The 21,059-nt window shown below is 70.3% G+C and carries 22 protein-coding genes and 1 pseudogene; 7 read left to right on the forward strand and 16 right to left on the reverse strand.

What is annotated here, in order from left to right:
* Positions 1–26: 26 nt before the first annotated feature.
* The 4 genes from AB0H43_RS22615 to AB0H43_RS22630 all read right to left on the reverse strand — a co-directional run bounded on the left by AB0H43_RS22615 (position 27) and on the right by AB0H43_RS22630 (position 4,224).
* A complete protein-coding gene (locus AB0H43_RS22615; protein WP_360001998.1) occupies positions 27–1,553 on the reverse strand; it encodes an FAD-dependent oxidoreductase in 1,527 nt (508 codons plus the stop codon).
* 29 nt (positions 1,554–1,582) lie between these two features.
* Entirely contained in the window at positions 1,583–2,449 is an 867-nt protein-coding gene (locus tag AB0H43_RS22620) for a hypothetical protein (protein ID WP_360002000.1), read from the reverse strand.
* Between the two features lie 13 nt (positions 2,450–2,462).
* Positions 2,463–3,284, reverse strand: a complete 822-nt coding sequence (locus tag AB0H43_RS22625) for a zinc finger domain-containing protein (protein WP_360002002.1) — start codon at positions 3,282–3,284, stop codon at positions 2,463–2,465.
* Between the two features lie 169 nt (positions 3,285–3,453).
* On the reverse strand, positions 3,454–4,224 hold the full coding sequence (locus tag AB0H43_RS22630; RefSeq protein ID WP_360002004.1) for an MBL fold metallo-hydrolase: 771 nt from the start codon (positions 4,222–4,224) through the stop codon (positions 3,454–3,456).
* Between the two features lie 55 nt (positions 4,225–4,279).
* On the opposite strand from AB0H43_RS22630, the gene AB0H43_RS22635 reads away from it, so the two are divergent.
* On the forward strand, positions 4,280–4,504 hold the full coding sequence (locus AB0H43_RS22635; RefSeq protein WP_360002006.1) for a hypothetical protein: 225 nt from the start codon (positions 4,280–4,282) through the stop codon (positions 4,502–4,504).
* Between the two features lie 73 nt (positions 4,505–4,577).
* Here AB0H43_RS22635 and AB0H43_RS22640 read toward each other — a convergent pair whose 3' ends face one another.
* Positions 4,578–5,717, reverse strand: coding sequence for a low temperature requirement protein A (locus tag AB0H43_RS22640; RefSeq protein ID WP_360002008.1), 1,140 nt, complete (start codon positions 5,715–5,717; stop codon positions 4,578–4,580).
* A gap of 299 nt (positions 5,718–6,016) precedes the next feature.
* Here AB0H43_RS22640 and AB0H43_RS22645 point away from each other — a divergent pair, with 299 nt between their 5' ends.
* Complete coding sequence (locus AB0H43_RS22645; RefSeq protein WP_360002010.1) at positions 6,017–6,976, forward strand: helix-turn-helix domain-containing protein; 960 nt, start codon at positions 6,017–6,019, stop codon at positions 6,974–6,976.
* A 42-nt stretch (positions 6,977–7,018) separates the two neighbouring features.
* Here the strand turns inward: AB0H43_RS22645 and AB0H43_RS22650 are convergent, their stop codons facing one another.
* From AB0H43_RS22650 to AB0H43_RS22660, 3 genes are read right to left on the reverse strand one after another with little or no spacing between them, the layout of a single operon-like run.
* Positions 7,019–7,489 (reverse strand): ASCH domain-containing protein, encoded by a 471-nt coding sequence (locus AB0H43_RS22650; RefSeq protein WP_360002011.1) that lies wholly within the window; start codon positions 7,487–7,489, stop codon positions 7,019–7,021.
* Between the two features lie 24 nt (positions 7,490–7,513).
* Entirely contained in the window at positions 7,514–8,254 is a 741-nt protein-coding gene (locus tag AB0H43_RS22655; protein WP_360002013.1) for a class I SAM-dependent methyltransferase, read from the reverse strand.
* Positions 8,251–8,628: a hypothetical protein gene (locus AB0H43_RS22660; RefSeq protein ID WP_360002015.1), complete on the reverse strand. Its 378-nt coding sequence runs from the start codon at positions 8,626–8,628 to the stop codon at positions 8,251–8,253. Before AB0H43_RS22660 ends, AB0H43_RS22655 begins: the two co-directional genes overlap by 4 nt.
* A gap of 111 nt (positions 8,629–8,739) precedes the next feature.
* Between AB0H43_RS22660 and AB0H43_RS22665 the strand changes: the two genes are divergently transcribed.
* Both AB0H43_RS22665 and AB0H43_RS22670 read left to right on the forward strand, forming a co-directional pair.
* Positions 8,740–11,361: an AAA family ATPase gene (locus tag AB0H43_RS22665; RefSeq protein WP_360002017.1), complete on the forward strand. Its 2,622-nt coding sequence runs from the start codon at positions 8,740–8,742 to the stop codon at positions 11,359–11,361.
* Between the two features lie 164 nt (positions 11,362–11,525).
* Positions 11,526–11,876, forward strand: a complete 351-nt coding sequence (locus AB0H43_RS22670) for a hypothetical protein (RefSeq protein ID WP_360002019.1) — start codon at positions 11,526–11,528, stop codon at positions 11,874–11,876.
* A 137-nt stretch (positions 11,877–12,013) separates the two neighbouring features.
* Here the strand turns inward: AB0H43_RS22670 and AB0H43_RS22675 are convergent, their stop codons facing one another.
* The 5 genes and pseudogenes from AB0H43_RS22675 to AB0H43_RS22695 form a co-directional block, all read right to left on the reverse strand.
* Positions 12,014–12,475, reverse strand: coding sequence for an NUDIX domain-containing protein (locus AB0H43_RS22675; RefSeq protein ID WP_360002400.1), 462 nt, complete (start codon positions 12,473–12,475; stop codon positions 12,014–12,016).
* 15 nt (positions 12,476–12,490) lie between these two features.
* A pseudogene (locus tag AB0H43_RS22680) lies at positions 12,491–13,348 on the reverse strand (1-phosphofructokinase family hexose kinase); the annotation flags it as partial.
* A 63-nt stretch (positions 13,349–13,411) separates the two neighbouring features.
* Positions 13,412–13,894, reverse strand: coding sequence for a GNAT family N-acetyltransferase (locus tag AB0H43_RS22685; RefSeq protein WP_360002021.1), 483 nt, complete (start codon positions 13,892–13,894; stop codon positions 13,412–13,414).
* Between the two features lie 21 nt (positions 13,895–13,915).
* Entirely contained in the window at positions 13,916–14,518 is a 603-nt protein-coding gene (locus AB0H43_RS22690) for a TetR/AcrR family transcriptional regulator (RefSeq protein WP_360002023.1), read from the reverse strand.
* 24 nt (positions 14,519–14,542) lie between these two features.
* Positions 14,543–15,784 (reverse strand): Ig-like domain-containing protein, encoded by a 1,242-nt coding sequence (locus AB0H43_RS22695; protein ID WP_360002025.1) that lies wholly within the window; start codon positions 15,782–15,784, stop codon positions 14,543–14,545.
* Between the two features lie 628 nt (positions 15,785–16,412).
* Between AB0H43_RS22695 and AB0H43_RS22700 the strand changes: the two genes are divergently transcribed.
* Together AB0H43_RS22700 and AB0H43_RS22705 are read left to right on the forward strand one after the other, a co-directional pair.
* Complete coding sequence (locus AB0H43_RS22700; protein WP_360002027.1) at positions 16,413–17,159, forward strand: helix-turn-helix transcriptional regulator; 747 nt, start codon at positions 16,413–16,415, stop codon at positions 17,157–17,159.
* Positions 17,160–17,183: 24 nt separating this feature from the next.
* A complete protein-coding gene (locus AB0H43_RS22705) occupies positions 17,184–18,014 on the forward strand; it encodes a methyltransferase domain-containing protein (RefSeq protein WP_360002029.1) in 831 nt (276 codons plus the stop codon).
* Between the two features lie 80 nt (positions 18,015–18,094).
* Here AB0H43_RS22705 and AB0H43_RS22710 read toward each other — a convergent pair whose 3' ends face one another.
* The 3 genes from AB0H43_RS22710 to AB0H43_RS22720 are packed head-to-tail and all read right to left on the reverse strand — an operon-like array spanning position 18,095 to position 20,248.
* A complete protein-coding gene (locus AB0H43_RS22710) occupies positions 18,095–19,114 on the reverse strand; it encodes a sugar kinase (protein WP_360002030.1) in 1,020 nt (339 codons plus the stop codon).
* A complete protein-coding gene (eda, locus tag AB0H43_RS22715) occupies positions 19,111–19,731 on the reverse strand; it encodes a bifunctional 4-hydroxy-2-oxoglutarate aldolase/2-dehydro-3-deoxy-phosphogluconate aldolase (RefSeq protein ID WP_360002032.1) in 621 nt (206 codons plus the stop codon). Before eda ends, AB0H43_RS22710 begins: the two co-directional genes overlap by 4 nt.
* A 13-nt stretch (positions 19,732–19,744) precedes the next feature.
* Positions 19,745–20,248 carry a CGNR zinc finger domain-containing protein gene (locus AB0H43_RS22720; RefSeq protein ID WP_360002034.1) on the reverse strand — a complete coding sequence of 168 codons (504 nt, stop codon included), beginning with the start codon at positions 20,246–20,248 and terminating at the stop codon, positions 19,745–19,747.
* 37 nt (positions 20,249–20,285) lie between these two features.
* On the opposite strand from AB0H43_RS22720, the gene AB0H43_RS22725 reads away from it, so the two are divergent.
* Positions 20,286–20,951 carry a hypothetical protein gene (locus AB0H43_RS22725; RefSeq protein ID WP_360002036.1) on the forward strand — a complete coding sequence of 222 codons (666 nt, stop codon included), beginning with the start codon at positions 20,286–20,288 and terminating at the stop codon, positions 20,949–20,951.
* The last annotated feature ends 108 nt before the right edge of the window (positions 20,952–21,059 follow it).

Here is a 21,059-nt window from a genome sequence, read left to right on the forward strand (position 1 = left end):
GCGGCAGCGCCCCACGCAAGCGACCGTCAGGAGACGTCGCGCGACTCCAGCGCGTTCTTCGCCGGTCCGTGCAGGACGTTGCCGTCCACGTCGAACCGCGACCCGTGACAGGGGCAGTCCCACGTACGCTCGGCGTCGTTGAACCCGACGGTGCAGCCGAGGTGGGTGCAGGTGGCGGTGACGGCGTGCACCTTGCCGTCGTCGTCCCGGTAGACCGCGCACCGCTGGCCGTTGACCCGCATCACCGCGCCTTGCCCCGGCGCGACGTCGGCCACACCGTCCACGTGGGACGCACGTAGCCGGCCCGCGACGAACTCCTTCGCCACGAATGCCGAGTTCTTGACGAAGGACGGCGCCTCCGTGAGCAGGTGCACGCGCTTCGGCGTGTAGAAGTCGGCCCAGGGCGGCCGCGAGGAGCCGGTGATGAGCGCGGTGAGCAGCCTCGAAGCCATGACGCCGTTGCTCATCCCCCAGCCGCCGAACCCGCCCGCGACCCACGTGTGCTCCGAGCCGAGGTGCAGCGGCCCGACGAACGGCACCCCGTCCGTACTGACGTTGTCCTGGGCGGCCCAGTGATAGGTGATCTCCTCGACGTCGAACACCCGGCGCGTCCAGCCGACGAGTCGCCACAGCCGGTCACTCACGCCGGGACTGCCCAGCGCGAACTTCTCCCCCGTCACGATCACCAGCCGCCGGCCGTCGCCCAGCGGGGCGGTGCGTACCGAGCGGGTGTCGTCCTCGGGGGTGATGAACATGCCGTTCGGGTCGTCGCTCTCCGGGATCACGCCGGCCACGACCAGCTCGCGGTGCGGGATGAGGCGCGTCATCAGCAGGCCGCGGTCGAACACCGGGTAGTGGGTGGCCACGACCACGTCCCGCGCGGTCACCGTGTGGCCGTTCTCCGTGGTCACGCGGCAGGTGCGACCCTCCTCCAGGCTCATCACCCGGGTACGCTCAAAGATCAGCCCGCCGTGGGCGACGAGGTCGGCGGCGAGCCCGAGCAGGTATTTGCGGGGATGGAACTGGGCCTGCCCGTCCACCCGGACGGCGCCCGCGATCGGGAACGGCAGGGTGCCGGCGGTGACGAACTGGGCCGGCAGACCGGCGTCGAGGGCCGCCTCGGCTTCCGCCCGGACGCTGTCGACCCCGTCTTCCTCGGTCACATAGGTGTACGCCGGACGCGTCTCCAGATCGCAGTCGATCCCGAGGTCGGCGGCGATCTCGTGGACGCGGCCGATCGCGTCCTGCTGCGAGGTCGCGTACAGGCGGGCCGCTTCGGGGCCGAGGTTGACGGTCAGCCGGCGATAGATCAGCGTATGCAGTGAGGTGAGCTTGGCGGTGGTGTAGCCGGTGGTGTTGGCGACGATCCGGTCGGCCTCGAGCACGGCGACCGAGCGGCCGGCTTTGGCCAGCTCCCAGGCCGTGCTGACGCCGACGATGCCGGCACCCACCACGGCGACGTCGACCTGGATGTCTTCGGTGAGTTCGGGGTAACCGGTCGCCTCGGTGGAGTCCATCCAGTACGACTCGGCCCGGCCGGGCATGACGGTCATGTCCCGGCCGGTACCCCGATCCGGGTCGCTTATTCCTTGAGGTCGGCGCAGCTCGCCTCGTCCGGCAGCAGCGGCCGGAAGGCCACCGACCAGCGCTTGCCGCCCGAGGTCCACGGGGTCGCCGTGTTGGCCTTCGCCGCCGCGTCGAGGACAGCCGTCAGCTGAGCACCGGTGACCGTCACGCAGCCGAGGTCGAAGCCCGGCCGGACCGGGTCGCCCGGCAGCGCCGGCCCTGGCCAGGCGACCTCGGGCTGCTGGCCGACGCCGCTGGAATCGGCGTTCCACGGCCGGGAGACGGCGGCGAGACCGGCCGGCTCATAGGGCTTCGATTCCGAGACGGCGCCCGCGCCGAGCGTCTTCGGCAGGTCGGTCACCTGATCCAGGTACGCCTTGAGCTTCGCCCGCGCCTGGATCTGGGCGTCGGTCAGGCCGCTGCCGTTCGCCTCGCCGAGGGCGTACACCTGGCTGGTCTTGAGACCGGAGGTGGTGAGCACCGAGAACTTCGTGTCCGGCGCGTCGGTCACCCCGGGCTGCCCGTAGTCGGCGGTCGCCCCGACCCCGGCGTCGACGCCGAGCTTCACCAGCTTGTCCACATCGGCCACCGAGATCCGCTGCACCTGAACGTTCGGCAACGCCGGTCCGGGATAGATCGCGATCACCGGTCCCTCGGTCACCACCCGGCCGTCGCCGTACACGCTGACCAAGGGCAGCCGCGTGACGAGCATGTCGGGCGAGACGAACCCGCCGACATAGGAGACTTGGACGACGGCCGCGTCAGCGGCGTAGGACCCCGTGGAGCCGGTGTCGCCGGGCGTGCCGGAGTCGGCCTTCGCGCAGGCGGCGCCCGTCAGGAGCACCGCTGCGAGCAGCGGAAGGAGCAAGCGAGTTCCGTTCATGAGCCTGGGACGGTCAAGACCCGGCGACGGTTCCCGCCTGACAGCGCGGACACCAGTACGAGTTGCGCGCGGCGAGCGTGCCGCGGCGGATCTCCGTCCCGCACAGCAAGCAGGGCTGACCAGCCCGACGATAGACGTAGACCTCGCCGCCGTGGCGGTCGACACGCGGCGCCCGGCCCATCGCCTCCGGCAGGTGACTGGCCTGAACTGTGTCGATCCGGCCCCGGCGGACGCCTTCGCGCATGAGCTCCTGAAGATCCTTCCAGAGCATCGCCCACTCGTCCGGCGTGATCCGCGTACCGGGGCGGGTCGGTTCGATTCCCGCCCGGAAGAGCACCTCGCAGGCGTACACGAGGCCGCAGCCGGCGACGATCTTCTGATCCATCAGCAGCGTCGCGACCGCGAGCGAACTGCGCTTGATCCGGGCGTACGCCGCCGCCGGGTCGGCATCCTCGCGCAGCGGATCAGCGCCCAACCGTGCCTTGAGCGCCTCGACCTCGGGCGGATCGAGGAGTTCACAGGCGGCCGGTCCCCGCAGATCGAGCCAGTACGCGGCGGACTCCAGCCGCAGGCGTACCTGCCCGACGGGCTCCGGCGCGACGCCTTCGCCGTCGCTGAAGACGCCGTACAAGCCGAGGTGCACATGCAAGGTATGCCCGGCATAGTGATGCAGCAGATGCTTCCCGTACGCCTCCGTCCGGCGCAGGACGCTCCCCGAGATCAGCTCGGCGCCCGCCGCGAACCGTCCCTGCGGGCTGCTCACCCGGACCGGCCGCCCACCGAACAACTCCGCGTGCCGGGCGGCAAGCCGGTGAATCGTATGACCTTCAGGCACCCCGCGACGCTACTACACACCCTGCCATCGCCCGCCCACGATCACCCGCCCATGATCGTTGCGTCAGCCATGCTGCTTCGCGCGGCGAAATGCCCGTTGATACAGCATGGCTGACGCGATGATCACGCCGGGCGGAAGGTGAGCCGGGCGGGTGATCACGGCGGAGGGATCACGCCGGGCGGGGAGCGAGGCGCAGGAAGGGTTCGGACAGGTGCGGGGTGGCGAGGATCCCGGCGTCGCCGAGCCTGCCCAAGGCGGCCACCCGGGACTCACGCGCCAACGCCGGGTCCATCTCGTGGGCGTACTCGATGGTCGGGTGGAGGAGCTGGAGCGCGTGGACCAGCAGGTCACCGGTGACCAGGAGCTGGTCGGAGACCAGCACGGACTGGTGACCGGGCGTGTGCCCCGGCGTGGCGACGATCTCGATGCCGGGCGCGAGCCGGGCGTCGCCGTCGAGCAGGTCGAGCTGGCCCGCGGCGGTGAGCTGGGCGGCGAAGGCGAAGCGGGGGAAGTCGGCGGTCTGCAGCAGGTAGCGCGCGTTGCGGAAGTACGGCGTGCCCGCGGTGACCGCCCACCCGATGTGGTCGGTGTGCACGTGGGTGAGCACGACGGTCTCGACGTCGTCCCGCTCGATGCCCGCCGCCGCCAGCTCTTCGGGGAGCCGTCCGGGAACGGGCGCCCAGGACGCCGAAGGTGCGTCGGCCGGGCCGATTCCGGCGTCGACGAGGACCACGCGTCCGTTCGGGCGGCGCAGTGCGAAGCACCGGAACCGCAGCAGCCACTCCCCTTCCGCGCTACGCGCGCCGGGGTCGAAGGCGTCGGCCGCCGCCCACTGGTCGGGCGTCGCGGTGAAGACCTCCTCGCGCGGCGAGAAGAACGGTCCGGACCCGTCCTCGAGCATGATGATCTCGATGTCACCCAGCGTCATCGTCGGCGGCATCGGACGATCATGCCATTCCCGCGCGGATGCCGCGTAGCCGTGGGACGGTGAGGGCATGACCGTCGAAGAGATCGGCCACCTGCACCGGGCCCGGCAGGCTGCGAAGGAGTCGGCCAAGGCCGCCCGGCAGCTCGCGGACTTCCTGGAGAACGCCTCCGCGGTGCCGGACACGGCTCAGCTCGCCGAGTTCGTCACGCTCCTCGCGCGGGAGGAGGCCAGCCGCGCCGAACGCGACGAGGCCTGCGCGTCGGCCGGATACCTCGCGCCCAGCGTCGAATAGCCGACGCCGAACAGCCCGCGCCGCACAGGCCGGCATCGAGCAACCCTGGCTCAAGCAGCCCAGCGTCGAATCATCAGGTCGCTCGCCGCACCGCCCACGTGGTCACCACTGCCAGCGCCGCGGTGATCGTGGCCATCAGCGGCACCGCCACCGGCGTCCAGGCCATCGCGACGACCAGCACCGCGGCCACCGGCGAGGCCACGACCGCGGGTCCGCGCAACAGCGGGCACACGTGCAACCACCAGACCGCGATCAACCAGACAGCGAGGGGTACGCCGACCGCCAATCCCTTCTGCAGGTCGCTGACGTGGGCGTGCCCGCCGAGCGCGTCGACGGACAGGGACAGACCGGCGCCGATGGCGGCGGTGGAGGCGAAGATGAAATAGTGGCCGTAGCCCCACACGATCGCCGTCCGCAGCGAGCGGAGCATCCGCTGGGCGGTCTGGTCGAAGTAGAGCCACCAGAGGCTGAAGACGAGCAGCAGTCCGCTTCCGGCCAGCACGAGGAGTTCGGCGTCGACGCCGTGGCTTTCGTCGGCGGCGGTCTGCACCGCGATCGTGGCGGCGAGGACGGCTTCACCGAGCACGATCAGCGTGAACAGCCCGTACCGCTCGGCGATGTGCCGGGGATGCCAGGTGGTCATCCGCGCCCGCTCGGCCCACACCGGCACGAGCAGTTCGGCGACGATCAGGCCGAGCCCGACATACACGTACGCCGGTTGGTCGAGGAAGAGGCGAGCCACCCAACCGGCCTGCACCAGGGTCACGCCGACGGCGTACCGGGTCGCCGTCGTCCGCCGTTCCGGGTCGGCCTTGGCCGCCCGCAACCACTGCGTGACCATGGCGAGCCGCATGATCACGTAGCCGAGGGTGATGACCAGATAGTCCCCGTCGTACGCCCGGGGAACACCGGCGGCCAGCGTCAGCGCGCCGGCGATCTGCACCAGGGTGAGCAGGCGATACGGGTCGTCGTCGGTGTCGTAGGCGGAGGCGAACCAGGTGAAGTTCATCCAGGCCCACCAGATCGCGAAGAAGACGAAGAGGTAGTTGCCGACGGCGTGGACGACGTGCCAGTCGACCAGGTCGTGGTGCAGCACCGCGGCGGCTTGGGCGACGGCGACCACGAAACAGAGGTCGAAGAAGAGTTCGAGCGGCGTGGCGGCCCGATGCGCCTCGTCGGCGCTCCGGGCCGTCATCGGGCGTCGGAAGATCACGCGCACATCATCGCGCGTGGGTGTTTCGCGTTAGCGGCAGACCGCCGGGCCTAGCCTTCGCTTCAGCGGGAGACCGGGTACCAGCGCTGGCCGTCCCGGCTGTCGGCCGTCCAGCCGGCGAGCCCGGCGATGGTGACGACGACCGTCGTGATCAGGACGAACAACATGGCGAAAACCGTCCATTCGGTGAGGTGGGAACCCTTGTGAGAACAATTCTCCCGCCTCGATGCTTCCCCAAACAGTGGCCGGATCGCCCATCGACCTCGAAATCCTGCCAGGATCGCGGTAGCCTGGGTCACATGCCGCTGCAGAAGGTCGCCGTGCTGGCCCTGGACCAGATCGCCCCCTTCGAACTGGGCACGATCTGTGAGGTCTTCGGCACCGACCGGACCGACGACGGCTTCCCGCCCTACGAGTTCCAGGTGTGCAGTGTGGACGGCGGCCCGGTGCGGACGCGGTCCGGGTTCGAGCTGACCCCGCACGCCGATCTGACCCCGCTCGCGTACGCCGATCTTGTGGCGGTCCCGGCCCACCCGATCGACTCCGTGGTCCCCGAAGCCGCCGCCGAGGCACTGCGCGACGCGCACGAGCGAGGCGCCATCGTCCTGTCGGTGTGCTCCGGCGCCTTCCTGCTCGGCGAGGCCGGCCTGCTCGACGGACGCGAGTGCACCACCCACTGGAAGTACGCCGACGAGCTGCAGCGCCGGTTCCCCCTGGCCAAGGTGGATCCCCGAGTCCTCTACGTCGACGACGGCAACCTCCTGACGAGCGCCGGAACCGCCGCTGGCATCGACCTCTGCCTCCACCTCGTACGCCGGGAGCAGGGCACGGCGCTGGCGACCAAACTCGCCCGGCGCATGGTCGTCCCGCCGCACCGCGACGGCTGCCAGGCCCAGTACGTGGACATCCCGCTCCCCGAGGAGCCGGACGCGCCGACGCTCAGCCCGCTGCTCCTGTGGATCTCCGAGAACCTCGACCGCCCGCACAGCGTGGAGTCGCTGGCCGCCAGCGTCTACATGGCACCGCGGACGTTCGCCCGCCGGTTCAAGGCCGAGACCGGAGCCACCCCGCACGACTGGCTGACCACCCAGCGGGTCCTGCTCGCCCGGCAGGTCCTCGAACAGACCGACCTCGGGATCGACGCCGTCGCCGTCCGCTGCGGCTTCGGCGACTCCGCCGCCATGCGGCATCACTTCGCCAAGCGACTCGGGACGACGCCGCAGGCGTACCGGGCGACGTTCCGCACGGTCGCCGCCTAGCACCGCTCTTGCCGGCCGGCGTCATCCCGGTGCGCGCGACGGCTAGGCGAGCACCACGGTGAAGTACTCCGTGACGACGGTCGCATCGGCGATCGACGCCAGGCCCCACTCGGCGAGATGCGGCTCATACAGTTCTCGGTGAACTCGTCGCCAATGATCCAGCGACAGGTCCCCTTCCCCTTCGGCCAGGGCGACTTCCGGCGGCACGTCGTAGAACTTGTGGACCACGATCTTTTCGGTCCGCAGGAGGCAGCCCGGCTCTTCTCGGCTGGTCAGCAGGATCCAAAAGTTGCCGACCCGCGGCAGCGGATCGCCCGCGGCGAGGAAGTCCTCCTCGATGCTGCTGCCCGCGGTCTTCCGTCCCGTCAGGTACAGCCCGAGCAGTTCGTCCGTCGACTCCCGCGGGCCGGCGAAGGACGCCTCGACGAAGGGATCGACCGGCCGGCCCTCCGGCGGCAGAGTCTCGAGGTATGCCTGCCAGAACGCCGCTTGGGCCTCGCTCAGACGTCTCACCGGCACCTCCAGTCCTGCGGCAGCTTAACGCGGCCGGCGACGGGCGAGGATCAGCGTGTTGCCGATCGTCATGTCGAGCCGGTCGGCGTACGCCGTCGTGACGTCGCGCATCGCGGCGAGTTTGGCCGTCTGCTCCTCCGCGGGCAGCATGCGATACCACGAGGTCGTCTGGTGCAACGCGACGAACTGCTCGGGCTCATAGGGCAGAACGCGGTCGAGGAGGCGTACCTCGATGTCGGTCAGGGCAGTGTGATCGCGCAGTTCGGCGACGCCCCAGTCGGCGATGGGCGGGCGGGGCTCGTCCGGACCGAACAGGGGCTCCATCGCGGCTTTGACCTCGGGGTCGGCGTACGAGGAACGCGCGCTGATGAGCGCGAGCGTGCCACCGGGAGCCAGGGCGCGTTCGGCGCGTTGGGCGCGGACGATCGGGGTGACCCAGTGCCAGGCGAGGGCGGCGTAGAGCAGGGACACGCCGCCGGGCGGGGGCGGCCAGTCCTCGAACTTCGCGACGTCGATCGAGACGCCGGGGACGCGTTCGCGGAGCACCGCCGCCATGCGTGGGTCGGGTTCGACACAGGTGACGGGGAAGCCACGCCCGGCGAACAGCGCGGTGGCCTTGCCGGTTCCGGCGCCCACCTCGACCGCGCTCGTGACGGGCTCGCCGCGCGCCACGGCGTAGGAGAGGATCTGGTCGGCGAGTTCGGCCGGGAGTTCCGGGCGTACTTCGTCGTAGAGGCCGGCGACCTCACCGAACTGTGTGCTCACGCGCGCCTCCAGACGCCGGCGATCAGGAAGATCTCGATCAAGGTGACGATCGTCAGGCCGATCGTCCACCACCACGCGAAGTCGGCGAACACGGAGGCGACGGTCAGGCCGAGACCCAAACCGAAGCCCGCGCCGAGGCCGAAGAGCGCCCCGCTGGGCAGGCGGGCCGAGGACAGCCCGCGGTAGATGATCCACAGGAGCCAGAGGCCGCCGGGTGTCACCAGCGCGACCCCGGCGAGATCCACGAGGGACGGCCCGTGACCGGGGCCGAAGTGGATCACCTCGGGTCCTTCGAGCCGGGCGGGCAGCGCAAGGATCCCGATGCCGCACAGGACGAGGAGGAGTGCGACGACGGTCTGGCGGCGTACCGGCATATTCGAGATTATGGGTCAAGGTCGACACGCCGTGTTACCGCACTTGAACTGACCGGAATGTCCATACGAACGGACGACCCGATGGATCTCTAATGTCGGTACTCTGCACCGGTGGGCGAACCGTGGCAATTTGTCGGTCGGCACGCTGAGCGCGACTCCGTGCTGAAATCGGTGACCGCACCGACCCCGCGCGGCGTGGTCCTGAGTGGAGCGGCCGGAGTCGGCAAGAGCCGGCTCCTGCGTGAGGTGCTGAACAAGCTGGACCGCACCCGCTTCCCCTACCTGGCGGCAGCCGCGACGGCCGCCACCGCGAACCTGCCGCTGGGCGCGTTCGCGGAGATCCTGCCACCGACCCCGCCGATGGGCGCCAACCCCACTCTGCTGCTGCGCTGGGCGCTCGACGCCATCCGCGCGCAGGGCGGCGACCACCCGACGATCCTCGTGGTCGACGACATCCACCTGCTCGATCCGCTCGGCGCGACGGTCGTCCTGTACGCGTGCCGCAGCGGAGCGGCGACGTTGATCGCCACGCACCGGTCCGAGACGCCGGTGCCCGAGGCGATCAGCACCCTGTGGAAGGACGACCTCGTCGAACGGGTGGAGGTCAAGGCGCTCGACGAGCAGCAGACGACCGAACTGCTGGGCAAGGTGTTGCAGGGGCCGGTCCAGCAGGCGAGCGCGACCCGGCTCTGGCAGATCACCGAGGGCAATGCGCTGTTGCTGCGAGAGGTGCTGACCAGCTTGGAGGGCACCGCCGAGCTGTCGCTGGAGCACGGCAGCTGGACGTGGAGCGGCAAGCTGCCCACCGACCCCGCGCTGAACCAGCTCGTCGACGAGCGCATCGGCCGCCTCGAGGAGCCCGTACGCAAGGTGCTGGAGCTGGTGGCGCTCGGCGAGCCGATCGGCCTGAACCTGATCCAGCGCGAGTGCGGCGAGGGACCGGTCGCGCAGGCCGAGGACTCGCTGCTGATCCGGATCCTGGAGGACGGCAAGCGGCAGAACGTGCGCCTCACCCATCCGATCTACGGTGAGGTGCTGCGGCACAGCATCAGCGTCACCCGGGCGCACAAGCGGCGGGCGCAGCTGGCCGAGCTGATCGAGTCCACCGGCGCGCGGCGGCGTCAGGATCTCCTGCGCGTGGCCGTCCTGCGGCTCGACAGCCGCACCGCGACCGACCCGATGCAACTGCTGCGCGCCGCCGGGCTCGCCTTCGCCGATCTGGATACGCGGCTCGCCGCCCGGCTGGCCGAGGCGGCCAGCAACGCCGGGGCGGGCTTCTCGGCGCAGGAGTTGTTCGCGACCGCGGTGGGGCTCAACGGCGATCCGCAGAAGGCTCTGGAGCTGCTCGACGAGGCGGCCCGCGAGCACACCAGCGACTGGGAGGTGGCCCGGATCGCGGTCGCCCGCAGCGTGCAGCAGATGACGGCGATCGACGACTCCGATCCGCTGGCGGTCCTCGACGCGGCCATCGAGCGCGTCACCGACCCGACCACGCGCGCGTGGATCCGGGCGCACATCGCGCCGGAGCGGATGTTCTACGGGTTCTACCAGGATCTCGACAAGCTGCTCGCCGACCTCAACGCCGACCCGTACTCATCGGCGGCGGCCAAGCAGTTCGCGGTGACCCTTCAGCTCGCGATGCGCGCCTGGCGCGGTGAGCCGGTGACGGCGCTGCGCACGATCGTGCCGATGGAACGCAGCAGCCTCCCCCTGATCCCGGAGATGCCCTACCTGACCAACTCGATCCAGTACACGCTGGGCCAGGCCTCCCTGCTCGCCGGGGACGTCACCCACATCCAGGGCGCACTGGACCAGCCGGGCTCGACCGCGGTCCAGTTCTTCCCGGTGCTGGAAGGCCAGCAGGTCCTCAACCGAGCCCAGGCGTTGCGCATGCTCGGCAACACCCGCCAGGCGCAACGGCTCGCCCAGGGTGCGCTCGCGCACCTGCACACTGGTGGCCGGATCTTCCTGCCCGCCGTCTACGCGGAACTGGCCCAATGCGCCGCGGTCAACGGCGACGGGGCCGCCGAGGACTATCTCGCCGAGGCCGAGCGGACGCTGACCCGGGCGCGGCAGAACCACCTGCCGTGGGTGGGGCTGGCGCGCGTACAGGTCGACGCGAGCGCCGGCCGGATGGAGGCGGCGCGGGCCGCCGCCGACGATCTCATCGGGGATCTGCGCCGCAACGGGTTCTCCGCACTGGAAGTCCTGGCACTGCACACGCTCACCCGGGCCGGGCTCGCCGATCAGGAGGTCGGCGACCGGATGGCCGAGCTGGCGTCCAAGGTGGAGGGACCGCTGGCCCAGGCCGCCGCGCGCCACACCCACGCCCTGCTCACCGGCGACGTCACCGAGCTCAAGTCGGTCGTGGAGGAATACGGCCGGCTGCGGCTCATGCTCTACGCCGCCGAGGCGGCCGCGCAGGCGTACCAGATCAAGCCGGGCGACGCGGTCGCCTTCCGCCTCGCGGACCTGCTGGGCCTGTGTGAAGGCGTCCAGACGCCCGCGCTCAACCTGGGCATGACCGCGCTCACCGAGCGCGAGCTGGAGATCGCGGACATGGCCGCCACCGGCATGTCCAGCCGCGCGATCGCCGATCAGCTCGTGGTCTCGCACCGCACTCCGGACAATCATTTGTTCAAGGTGTACGCCAAGCTCGGCATCGCCGGCCGCACGGAACTTCCGGCGCGGCTGCGGCTCTACAAGGCACTGCATACTCATCGGACGAGCTGACGTTACGCGATCCCGTTCGTAAGATCACTCACTCCGTTGATGGTGATCGCACAGCTCTGCAATTTGCACGTTGGCGGTGGCATGCTTCTCGTGCCGGCCGTCCGGTGCCCTCACCGGCCTTGGCGGCCGGTCCACAATCTCCCTCCCCCGAGAAGAGGACCGGCATGTCTCTGCGCCTCCAACGGTGCTTCGCCCAGACTCTCGGGGTGGGCGCCCTGTTCTGGCAGGCGGCTTCGGGGACGAGTTCGGCGGCGATCTGGATGATGATCATGACGCTCGACGAGTACGGCGTCGAGCAGCAGGCCGACTATTGGCGGCGCATTCTGGCGCAGGACCCGGCGACCACCTTCGACCTGGCCGCTGAGCTGGCCGCGGTCGGGGCCTACCGGCCGGCGCTGCACTGGGCGGCGCAGGCGCGCACCGTCGGCCATCCCGAGGCGGCCGCGCTCTGCTCGGAGATCAAGCGCCGGCTGGCCGGCGACCGTCCACTGCCGACGGCGATGCCGCTGGCCTAGCGTGCCTTGCCGGCGTCGGCGGCGCGTTATCCGGGATATCGCGGTCTCACGCCGCTTCTGAACAACGTTATCCCGGGAAAGTGCGTGCCTTCAGGCCGCGCGGGCCCCACATCGCGCCCCATAGGCACGCACTTCGGTCAGGAGGGTGGACGCAGCTCGTTCGGGGCGAGGCGGCGTACCACGTAGAGCAGTTGCGGCGGCTCCAGCCGGCCGGCGAGCGAACCCAGCTGCGACCAGTGCACCCAGGCCTGCTCGACCAGCGAAACCTGCTCGCCCGGCGTGAGTTTGGCCGGCTTCACCGGCGGCTGAGACCCCGGGAAGCGGGCGAGATAGAACGGCTCGACGCCGACCCAGCGGCGCCCCTTCCACTGACAGTCGCGGTGCACCGCGACGTTGTCCGGGCGGATCAGCCCCGGGTCCAGGCCGGTCTCCTCGACGAGTTCCCGCTGGGCGGCGGCGTACGGCTCCTCGCCCTCCTCGACGCCGCCGCCGGGCGGCTCCCACAGGTGGTCGCCGGTGGCCGGATCCCGCCAGTGCTGCAACAGGATGCGGCCGTCGTCGTCGAGGCAGATGATCCGGACCGCCTCCCGATGGGCCAGCTCCTCGACGCGGACGGATTCGCGGAAGCGTTCGTAGGACGGCTCGTCGATGTGCCCGGCGACCGGCGACGCCACCGCCGCGGCGGAGACGGCGACCGCGTCGGAGACCAGCTCGTGCCAGCCGATCCCGGCGGCGAGGCCACGGGCGAGCGCGGCCACACAGGAGTCGCCGGCTCCGGTCGGGTTGCCGAAGACCCGCTCGGGCGGGTACGCCCGCCACGTGCCGTGCGCGGTGACCGCCTCCATGCCCTCCTCGCCACGGGAGGCGACGACCGCCTTGGCACCCTGGGCGAGCAGCTCCCGCGGAGTGTTGTCACCGAGTTCGTCCCGGTTCGGCTTGACGACGTCCGGTCCGGCCGCGATGCCGAGCGTCAGCGCCTCGCCTTCGGCGTCGAGGACGCTGAGCACACCCGCTTCCCGGGCGAGCGCGATGAGTTGCGCGTACGCGTCCGCCGGCACGCCCTTCGGCAGTGAACCGGACAGCGTGACGACCTTGACGCCGGGCAGCAACGTCGCGAAATGCCTACGGAACTGCTCCCATTCGGCCGGGCGCACCTCGGGGCCGGGCTCCCAGAAGCCGGTCGCGTCCTGCCCGTCGACGATCGCCACCGTCCGCCGGGTCTCCCCGGAGACCGGCCAGAACGAGTGCTCCACCCCGTCGAGCAGTTCGGTGATCCGGGCGCCGGTCGCCCCGCCGAGCAGGCCGGTGGCCAGCACAGACTGACCCAGCTGGGCGAGGACGCGGGCGACGTTGAGACCCTTGCCGCCGGGGCGCTCGGCCACCTCGCGTACGCGGTGCGAGGTGTGCGGCCGCAGCGCCTCGACTCGGTAGGTGATGTCGAGCGCCGGGTTCAGGGTCACCGCCAGGATCATGGGGTCATCCTGCCGGATCGATGCCGATGAAAACAGTCCCGGTCCAGCCCGGACGCGTGCCGATCACAGTTCCAGGGTGTAGACCTGGCCGACGAGGTGCTGCCCGAACGAGTCGTGCTCCTCCGCCTCGACCAGCTGGAAGCCCTCAGCCAGGTAGATCTTGCGCGCGGAGACCAGCGGATCGTTGGTCCACAACATCATCCGGGCGTACCCGACGCCGCGGGCGAAGTCCACACAGGCACGGACCAGTCGCTGCCCGACGCCGCGACCCCGCGCGATCGGGTCGACCAGCAGGATGCGCAACTGCGCCGTCTGCTCGTCCTTGCGTACGCAGAACACGCAGCCCGCTCGCCGTCCGTCGACCTCGGCGATCCACGCGCGCTCTCGCTCGGGGTCGTGTTTCTCGGCGTAGTCGGCCACGATGCGGGCCACCAGCGCCTCGAAGCTGGTGTCCCAGCCGAACTCGGCGGCATAGACCTCGCCGTGCCGCTGCACGACCCAGCCCAGGTCGCCGGGCTGGTCCAGGACGCGGATCACCTCACTCATGGTTCGAGTGAAACACTCGTTTCAGTCGGCTGTCAACGCCGTCCCGTCCAGGCCGCGCAGAAACATCGCCATCGCCCGGTCGGTACGCCGGGAGTCGCCCGTCGCCAGCCGATCCAGCAGCAGCCCGCGTACCGTCGCAAGCAGCAGAGTCGCCGCGACGTCGGGATCGGCGCCGGGCATCAGCCGTTCGGCGACCGGGCGCAGCTGCGGCAGCCACTCCGCCACACTGGCCGCACCGTAGCCGTCCCACGCCCCCGGCTCGGCCCGCAAGGAGAGCGCGTAGCTCTCGAAGAACAGCCGCTCGACATGCGCGTTGTCCGGATCGGTCAGCCACTGCCAGAGCCGGTCCACCGCCGACCTGCCCGCCGGCTCCCCCTCGGCGTCGTCCGTCGCGGAATCGGTCAGCTCCGCCTGAACCAGCTCGACCTGCTCCCGGCGACTGTGCGCCACCACTTCGCGTACCAGCTGATCTTTGCTGGTGAAGAAGTAGAGCAGGACCCGCGGGCTCGAGCCGACCGCGGCGGCCAGCGGGCGCAGCGACATGTCGGCCAAGCCGTGGGCACGCGAGTAGTCGACCAGCTTGGCCAGCAGTTCCGCGCGCCGCGCGCTGTCGTCGCTCGTCATGCGACGACGGTAGCGGACCGAGGGTTACGCCTCCGGCAGCATCTTCGACCAGGCGACGTCCCAGACGGCGCCGGCGCTGTCGCCGATCAGCTGCGGACGGCCGGTGCCCTTGACGATGACCGGGTCGCCGAGCCGGAAGTTGTCGTAGAACCACTGAGCGTTGCCGCTGGAGATGTTGATGCAGCCATGCGAGACGTTCTGCTTGCCCTGCGCCCAGACGCTCCACGGCGCGGCGTGCACGAACTCGCCGCTGTAGGAGATGCGGCAGCAGAGCTTGATCAGGTCGTCGTAGTAGTTCGGGTTGTTGGGATCGGTGACGCCGTAGCTCGCCGACGTCATCCGGTGCTCCAGCTCCCGCGACATCACCACGTGCGTGCCCGAACGCGTCGGGAAGAGCACCCGGCCGCCGTCGGCCGTGGTCACGTAGCCGTTCTTGCCCATGCTGATCGGGATGTTCTTCACCAGTACGCCGTCGACGGTGACCCGCATGTAGTGCGTGGCGTTGTCGGCGACGGCGATCCGGGCCGGCCCGATATTGAAGGAGATCGACTCGTTCTCCGCGCCGTAGACCTTCTTGCCCAGGTGTACGCCGTGCAGCTTGGCGACGACGGAGACCTTGGTGCCCTTGGCCCAGAACTTCTCCGGCCGGTAGTGCGCGGTGCGGTTGTCCACCCAGTACCAGCGGCCCTCGACCTGCGGCTCGCTGGTCACCTTGATGGCCGCCAGCGCCGCCTTCTTGTCCGACGGGGACTTGCTGAACTTCACGATGACGACCTGGCCGACGCCGTAGGTGCCGCCGTTCTTCATGCCGGTCATCGCGTTGGCCTGGAAGGTGATGCTGGCCGTGCCGGACGGCTTCAACGTCGTGAACGTCGCCGTCTGCTCCAGCGCCTTGCCGGTCGCGTCGACCCCGGTCGCGGTGACCTGGTAGGTCTTGCCGAACTGCAACGCCGAGGTGCTCCGCCACGTCGTCTTCTCGGCGTCCAGCTCACCCGGGACGGCCTTGCCGCCGGTCAGCACCGTCACCGTCTGCAGGGTGGCGTTGACCGCGGTCACGACCACCGGCTCGTTCGGGGCGACGCTCGCTCCGGGCGCGGGCGCGATCGTCAGCGTCGGCGCGTTCGGATCGTCGTCGGCAGCGGCGGACGTGCTCGGGGACGCGTTCGGACCGCTCCAGGCGACGTCCTTCGGGTCGTCCTTGCACGCGGCAAGCAGAGAACCCGCCGCGGCAGTCGCGGCGGTGGCGAAAATAGTGCGGCGGCGCATGTCGGATCGTTCCTCCCGCGGTGAGGGTACTCAAGGAAGGACGCCTCGCGACACCCCGAGGATGCCTTCGGGGCGGGACGCGGATCTTACTGGCCGGACGGCGGATGGTCGCCTGACCGAATCGGTGGACGCGCCCAGCCCGCTCACAGACTCTCTGCCCCCGCCGCTCGCCCCTCGCCGCGGCTCGGCGCTCGCCGCTCGCCCCTGCGCGCTCGCCCCTCGGCGCCGCTCCGCACCGCTCGGCGCTGGATCAGGGTTCTCGGTCGAATCACACCCCAAGATTCGACCGAGAACCCTGATCCAGCGGAGATCATCGAAAGCCGGCCGCCTCCTTTAACCGCATTATCCCGGATAACGCGATGATCTTGCCGCAATGTCTCCGAAGCACCCACGAGTGGAATGCGGAAAGGCGCGCTCGAATAGCGTCGACTACCGCATTGCATACGCGCCGATGTCCCACCATTACCGGAAGATCAACAAGGCATCGAACCAGCTAAGGGGGGTCAAAAGATGCGTTGTGCCGGTTCGGATCCATGCGTTTTCGACCACGATGGAGTTTTTGTTGCCGTGCCCGATTGCTCGTTGATATAACCGCGTGGTGGAATTGAACGGATCGCGGGGAGGACCCATGCGAAACGAACGGCTGCGCGAGGCCATCCGCGCCAGTGGGCTGGCGATCACGGAGCTAGGCGGCGCCGTCGGAGTCAACGGCAAGACGGCACAGCGGTGGGTCTACGAAGGACGGACACCCCGCCGGAAGACGGCCGACCGGGTCTCCCGGCGGCTGGGCGTACCGGTCGACTGGCTGTGGCCGGCCATCACCGGGCCCGACACCGGCCCTGACAACCAACCGCGCGACTTCGTCCGGCTTTACGCGCATCGCGCCGAAGCACCCCGGCAGCTCTGGCACGAATTGATGCGCGGGGCGAAGTCCAGCATCGACATCCTCTGCGTCACCGGGCTGTTCCTGGTGGAGGACAATCCGAGCGTCGACGACCTGCTGGCCCGCAAGGCCGAGGACGGCGTGCCGATACGGCTCGCGATGGCGCACCCGACCAGCCCCGCGTTACGCCGTCGCGCCACCGAACAACAGCTCATCGGAGCACTCGCCGCCCGGGCCCGGGCGGCGATCTCCTACTTCGAGCCGTTGACGGCGATTCCGGGGGCGCAACTGCGGACGCACAACCTCACGGCGTACTCGTCGATCTTCCGGTTCGACGACGATCTGCTGCTCAACCACCACCTCTTCGGCGTGCAAAACTTCCTCTGCCCGCTGCTGCACCTGCGGCGGGAGACCGAGGGCGGCCTGTTCGACCTCGTGACCGACGCCTTCGACCGGTTCTGGATCGCCGCCATGCCGGCCGATCCGGAATAGCCCGACCGACACCAGGAGCGCCCCATGACCGATCTCGCCGCGCTCGCCCGCCGGCAATACGCCAGCCTGGACCCGCTCACCGTGCGGGTTCGCACGCATCAGCGGTACAGCGCCCGGCCGGACGACGTGGACGCGACGGTCCGGGCGGCGATCGGGCTCACCCCCGCCGACGACGTCCTCGACGTCGGCTGCGGCACCGGCGCCTTCCTGCGGACGCTGGCCGAGGAGGGACACCTCGGCCAGCTCATCGGGCTCGACGCGTCGCCCGCCGCCGTGTCCGCGCTCGCTGCCGCCCCCGGCGTCACGGCGATCGAAGGCGACGCCCAGCGCCTGCCGTTCGACGACGCGACGGTCGACGTCGTCACGCTGCGCCACATGCTGTACCACGTACCGGATCCGCTGGCCGCGCTCCGCGAGGCCCGCCGGGTGCTGCGGCCGGGCGGGCGACTCGCGGCGGTGGTCAACGTCGACACAACGCTTCCGACGCTGATGGAGCTGCTCGCGACCGCCGTCGCCACGCACGGCTTCGCCCGGCCGCGGCCCGGCGGCGAGGTCGGCCGGGGTCCGCGCATGGCCAGCGTCCACGACGGCAATCTGCCCACGCTGGTCCAGCAGATCTTCGGGTACGCCGAAACGCACCGCCACGACAACGAACTGGTCTTCCCCACACCCGAGCCCATCGTCGAGTACGCCGTCTCCTGTCTCGTCGGCTGGGGTGTGGCCGACGACGAACCGCGGCGCGACGACGTCATCGCGACTCTCACGGAGAAGGCGGCGGCCTTGTTCGCCGACGGCGGCCCGGTACGCGACCCGAAGGGCTACGTGATCGTCACCGCCGTCGCGCCAACCACGTGATCATTACGCCAGCCATGCTGTTTCGCGCGCCGAAATGTCCGTTGATGCAGCATGGCTGACGCAACGATCACCACAGCTAGTCAGCGGCTGACGTCGGCGACCGCGGTCGTGGCCAGCGCGGCCACCTCGGCGAGCGTCGCCATCGAGGTGTCGCCCGGGGTCGTCATGGCGAGCGCCCCGTGGGCTACGCCGTACTCCACGGCGAGGCTCAGGTCGAGTCCGGTCAGCAGGCCGTAGATCAGGCCGGAGGCGAAGCCGTCGCCGCCCCCGATCCGGTCGAGTACTGCCAGCCCCTCCCGCAGCCGGGATTCGGCGAATTCGCCGTCGCGCCAGGCAATCGCACCCCAGTCGTGGACGTTGGTGGAGTGGACCCGGCGCAGCGTCGTGGCCACGACTCGCAGTCCCGGGAACTCCTTGACCAGATCGTCCACGTGCCCGGCGAAGGTCGCCGCCGAGACCGGTGCCTCGGTCGGCACGCCGAACAGCACGTCGACCCCGGCCAACAGCCGACGGTTGACCTCCTGGGCGCGTACGCGGCCGCCCCGGCCCTGCCAGAGGCTCGCCCGGTAGTTCAGGTCGTAGGAGACGGTCGCGCCGTGCCGGTGTGCTGCGTCCATCGCCGCCTCGATGAGGTCAGGCGTCGTGTCGGACAGCCCGGCGAGGATGCCGCCGGTGTGCAGCCAGCGTACGCCGCCGCCGAACAGCCCATCCCAGTCCACATCGGAGGGGCGGAGCTGGGCGATGGCGGTGTTGCCCCGATCGGAAACGCCCAGCGGCGCGCGTACGCCGAAGCCGCGCTCGACGAAGTTGAGCCCGTTGCGTACGTCGCGGCCGATGCCGTCGTAGGGCAGCCAGCGGACGAAGGAGGTGTCCACGCCGCCGGCCAGCATGAGGTCTTCGACCAGGCGGCCCACTTCGTTGTCGGCCAGCGCCGTGACGATCGCCGTACGCAGTCCGAAGCACCGGCGCAGCGCCCGCGCCACGTTGTACTCCCCGCCGCCTTCCCAGACCGAGAAGCTGCGCGCCGTGCGTACGCGTCCCTCACCGGGGTCGAGCCTCAGCATCACCTCGCCGAGCGCGACCAGGTCGAAGGCGGTCATCGCGCGGCCAGCTCGACGGCGGCGGCGGAGCGCCGGGTGATCTCGGCGAAGTCCCTGCTCGCCAGGAGATCCGGGGCGGCGAGCCAGGATGCGCCGACCGCGAGGACGGCTGGTTCGGCGAGGTAGCCCGCGAGATTGGCGAGCGAGACGCCGCCCGTGGGCACGAATCGGACCTGGGCGAACGGCCCGGACAGCGCCCGGATGCCGGCCGGGCCGCCGAGCTGCTCGGCCGGGAAGAACTTGACGGTCGTGATCCCCGCTTCCAGGGCGGCCTGCAGTTCCGTCGCGGTGGCGATCCCCGGGATCACCGGTACGCCCACCTCCTGGCATCGCCGCACCACGGTCGCGGAGAACCCGGGGCTGAGGATGTACTTGGCGCCTGCCTCGACGGCCAGCTCGACCTGTTCGGCCGTGAGCACGGTGCCGGCCCCGACGAGCAGGTCGCTGTGCTCGGCCAGCCTCGCGATCGCCGCGATCGCAGCCGGCGTACGCAGAGTGACCTCGATGGTCCGGATGCCGCCGGCTGACAGCGCCTGCCCGAGGTCGAGCGCGAGCCCGGCGTCGGGCAGCGCCACGACCGGAATGATCCGTGTTCCGTCCAGCTGAACGTCGTTCACGTCAGCGAAACTACTACACCCTGTTCCGGGCGCGATAGGCCGCGACCGTCGTGCGGCTGGCACAGGTGTTGGAGCAGAACCGGCGGGTGCGGTTCTTGGACTGGTCGACGAAGAAGTTCCCGCATCCGTCGGCGGCGCAGCGCCCGAGGGTCAGGCCGGGATCGCCGGTCGCGACGTGGGCGAGGGCCGCGCCGACGGTCTGCCCGATCCACCGGACCGGCTCCTCTCCGTTACGCGCGAAGTGAATGTGCGGATGGTCCGCACCGTCGTGATCGGACAGATGCATGCGCGGGGGGTATCGCCGCAGCAACGCGTCCACCGCGTCCGCCGGTATGCCGTCCACGATCTGGCCGAGCGCCTCGCGGATGAGTTTCAGCACCGGCGCCAGCTCGGCGGCGTCCGGCGCGGCGACCTCGTGCTCGGTGAGCATCTCCGCGTCTCCGGGAACCGAGGCAGGCGTGTTGACCAGGCCCACCGCGAACCGGGTGACGTTGCCCAAGTAGTCGACGTATTCCACTTGACCACCTACATCACTGATCCCTATCGTAGGCGTCATGCTAGCAAACGACCCCTACATCGCCGCGCTCTGGCGGCTGGGCCACTTCGAGCAGGCGCTCGACCTCGCCGCCGAGCGGGCGGCCGCCCCCGAGATCCAGGCCGAGCTGCTCATCGACCGGTTCTTCTGGCAAGGCGAGGATCACGACGCGGCACAGTCCGCGGTGGACGCCCTCGACCCGGCGTCGACCGCCGGCCGATACCTGGCCGCCCGTCATGCGTACAGCCGCTTGTTGTTCCAGCACGAGATCCGTCCGGACGACCAGGCCGTGGTGCGCGTGGGCTACGAGGCCGCCGCCGCGGACCCGCAGCTGGCCGGCTGGGGCGAGTTCCACCTGGGCGTCTTCTCCGACAACATCCTGGAGGACCCGACGGCCGCGAAAGCGCATTTCGAGCGGGCGATGAAGGACGACGACCCGCTGCTGCGGTCCTATGTGGTGCGCCACATGTCGGTGCACGAACCGGAACGCGCCCTCGACCACCTCCGGCACTCGCTCTACCTGCGGGCGACCCTCGGTTACCGGCCGCAGACCGCCGCCGCGATGGTCGCACTCGCCGACGCACTGCCCGAGGGAGACGAGCGGCAGCATCTGCGGGCGGCGGCACTGGTCACCGCACAGGAGCTTCAGCTGTCCTGGCTGCTCGGCGCACTCACCCAAGCCTGACGACCGCACCGGCGAGCTTGATCATGGTCAATTCCGTGCTGCCATGACGACCAGGAAATGACCCTGATCAGGCAAGCGCGGGCCGGCCGCCCGACGTGAAGATCGACG

The sequence above is a fragment of the Hamadaea sp. NPDC050747 genome (genome assembly GCF_040654195.1).
Taxonomy (GTDB): Bacteria; Actinomycetota; Actinomycetes; order Mycobacteriales; family Micromonosporaceae; genus Hamadaea.

Excerpts from the sequence above, each read along its gene's own strand:
- AB0H43_RS22710 (WP_360002030.1), bottom strand. The coding sequence starts at position 19,114 with ATGACCGCCTTCGACCTGGTCGCGCTCGGCGAGGTGATGCTGAGGCTC.
- AB0H43_RS22645 (WP_360002010.1), top strand. The coding sequence starts at position 6,017 with ATGCCGCTGCAGAAGGTCGCCGTGCTGGCCCTGGACCAGATCGCCCCC.
- AB0H43_RS22685 (WP_360002021.1), bottom strand. The coding sequence starts at position 13,894 with ATGAGTGAGGTGATCCGCGTCCTGGACCAGCCCGGCGACCTGGGCTGG.
- AB0H43_RS22630 (WP_360002004.1), bottom strand. The coding sequence starts at position 4,224 with ATGCCGCCGACGATGACGCTGGGTGACATCGAGATCATCATGCTCGAG.
- AB0H43_RS22615 (WP_360001998.1), bottom strand. The coding sequence starts at position 1,553 with ATGACCGTCATGCCCGGCCGGGCCGAGTCGTACTGGATGGACTCCACC.
- AB0H43_RS22620 (WP_360002000.1), bottom strand. The coding sequence starts at position 2,449 with ATGAACGGAACTCGCTTGCTCCTTCCGCTGCTCGCAGCGGTGCTCCTG.
- AB0H43_RS22635 (WP_360002006.1), top strand. The coding sequence starts at position 4,280 with ATGACCGTCGAAGAGATCGGCCACCTGCACCGGGCCCGGCAGGCTGCG.
- AB0H43_RS22705 (WP_360002029.1), top strand. The coding sequence starts at position 17,184 with ATGACCGATCTCGCCGCGCTCGCCCGCCGGCAATACGCCAGCCTGGAC.
- AB0H43_RS22725 (WP_360002036.1), top strand. The coding sequence starts at position 20,286 with ATGCTAGCAAACGACCCCTACATCGCCGCGCTCTGGCGGCTGGGCCAC.
- AB0H43_RS22690 (WP_360002023.1), bottom strand. The coding sequence starts at position 14,518 with ATGACGAGCGACGACAGCGCGCGGCGCGCGGAACTGCTGGCCAAGCTG.
- AB0H43_RS22660 (WP_360002015.1), bottom strand. The coding sequence starts at position 8,628 with ATGCCGGTACGCCGCCAGACCGTCGTCGCACTCCTCCTCGTCCTGTGC.
- AB0H43_RS22670 (WP_360002019.1), top strand. The coding sequence starts at position 11,526 with ATGTCTCTGCGCCTCCAACGGTGCTTCGCCCAGACTCTCGGGGTGGGC.
- AB0H43_RS22695 (WP_360002025.1), bottom strand. The coding sequence starts at position 15,784 with ATGCGCCGCCGCACTATTTTCGCCACCGCCGCGACTGCCGCGGCGGGT.
- AB0H43_RS22700 (WP_360002027.1), top strand. The coding sequence starts at position 16,413 with ATGCGAAACGAACGGCTGCGCGAGGCCATCCGCGCCAGTGGGCTGGCG.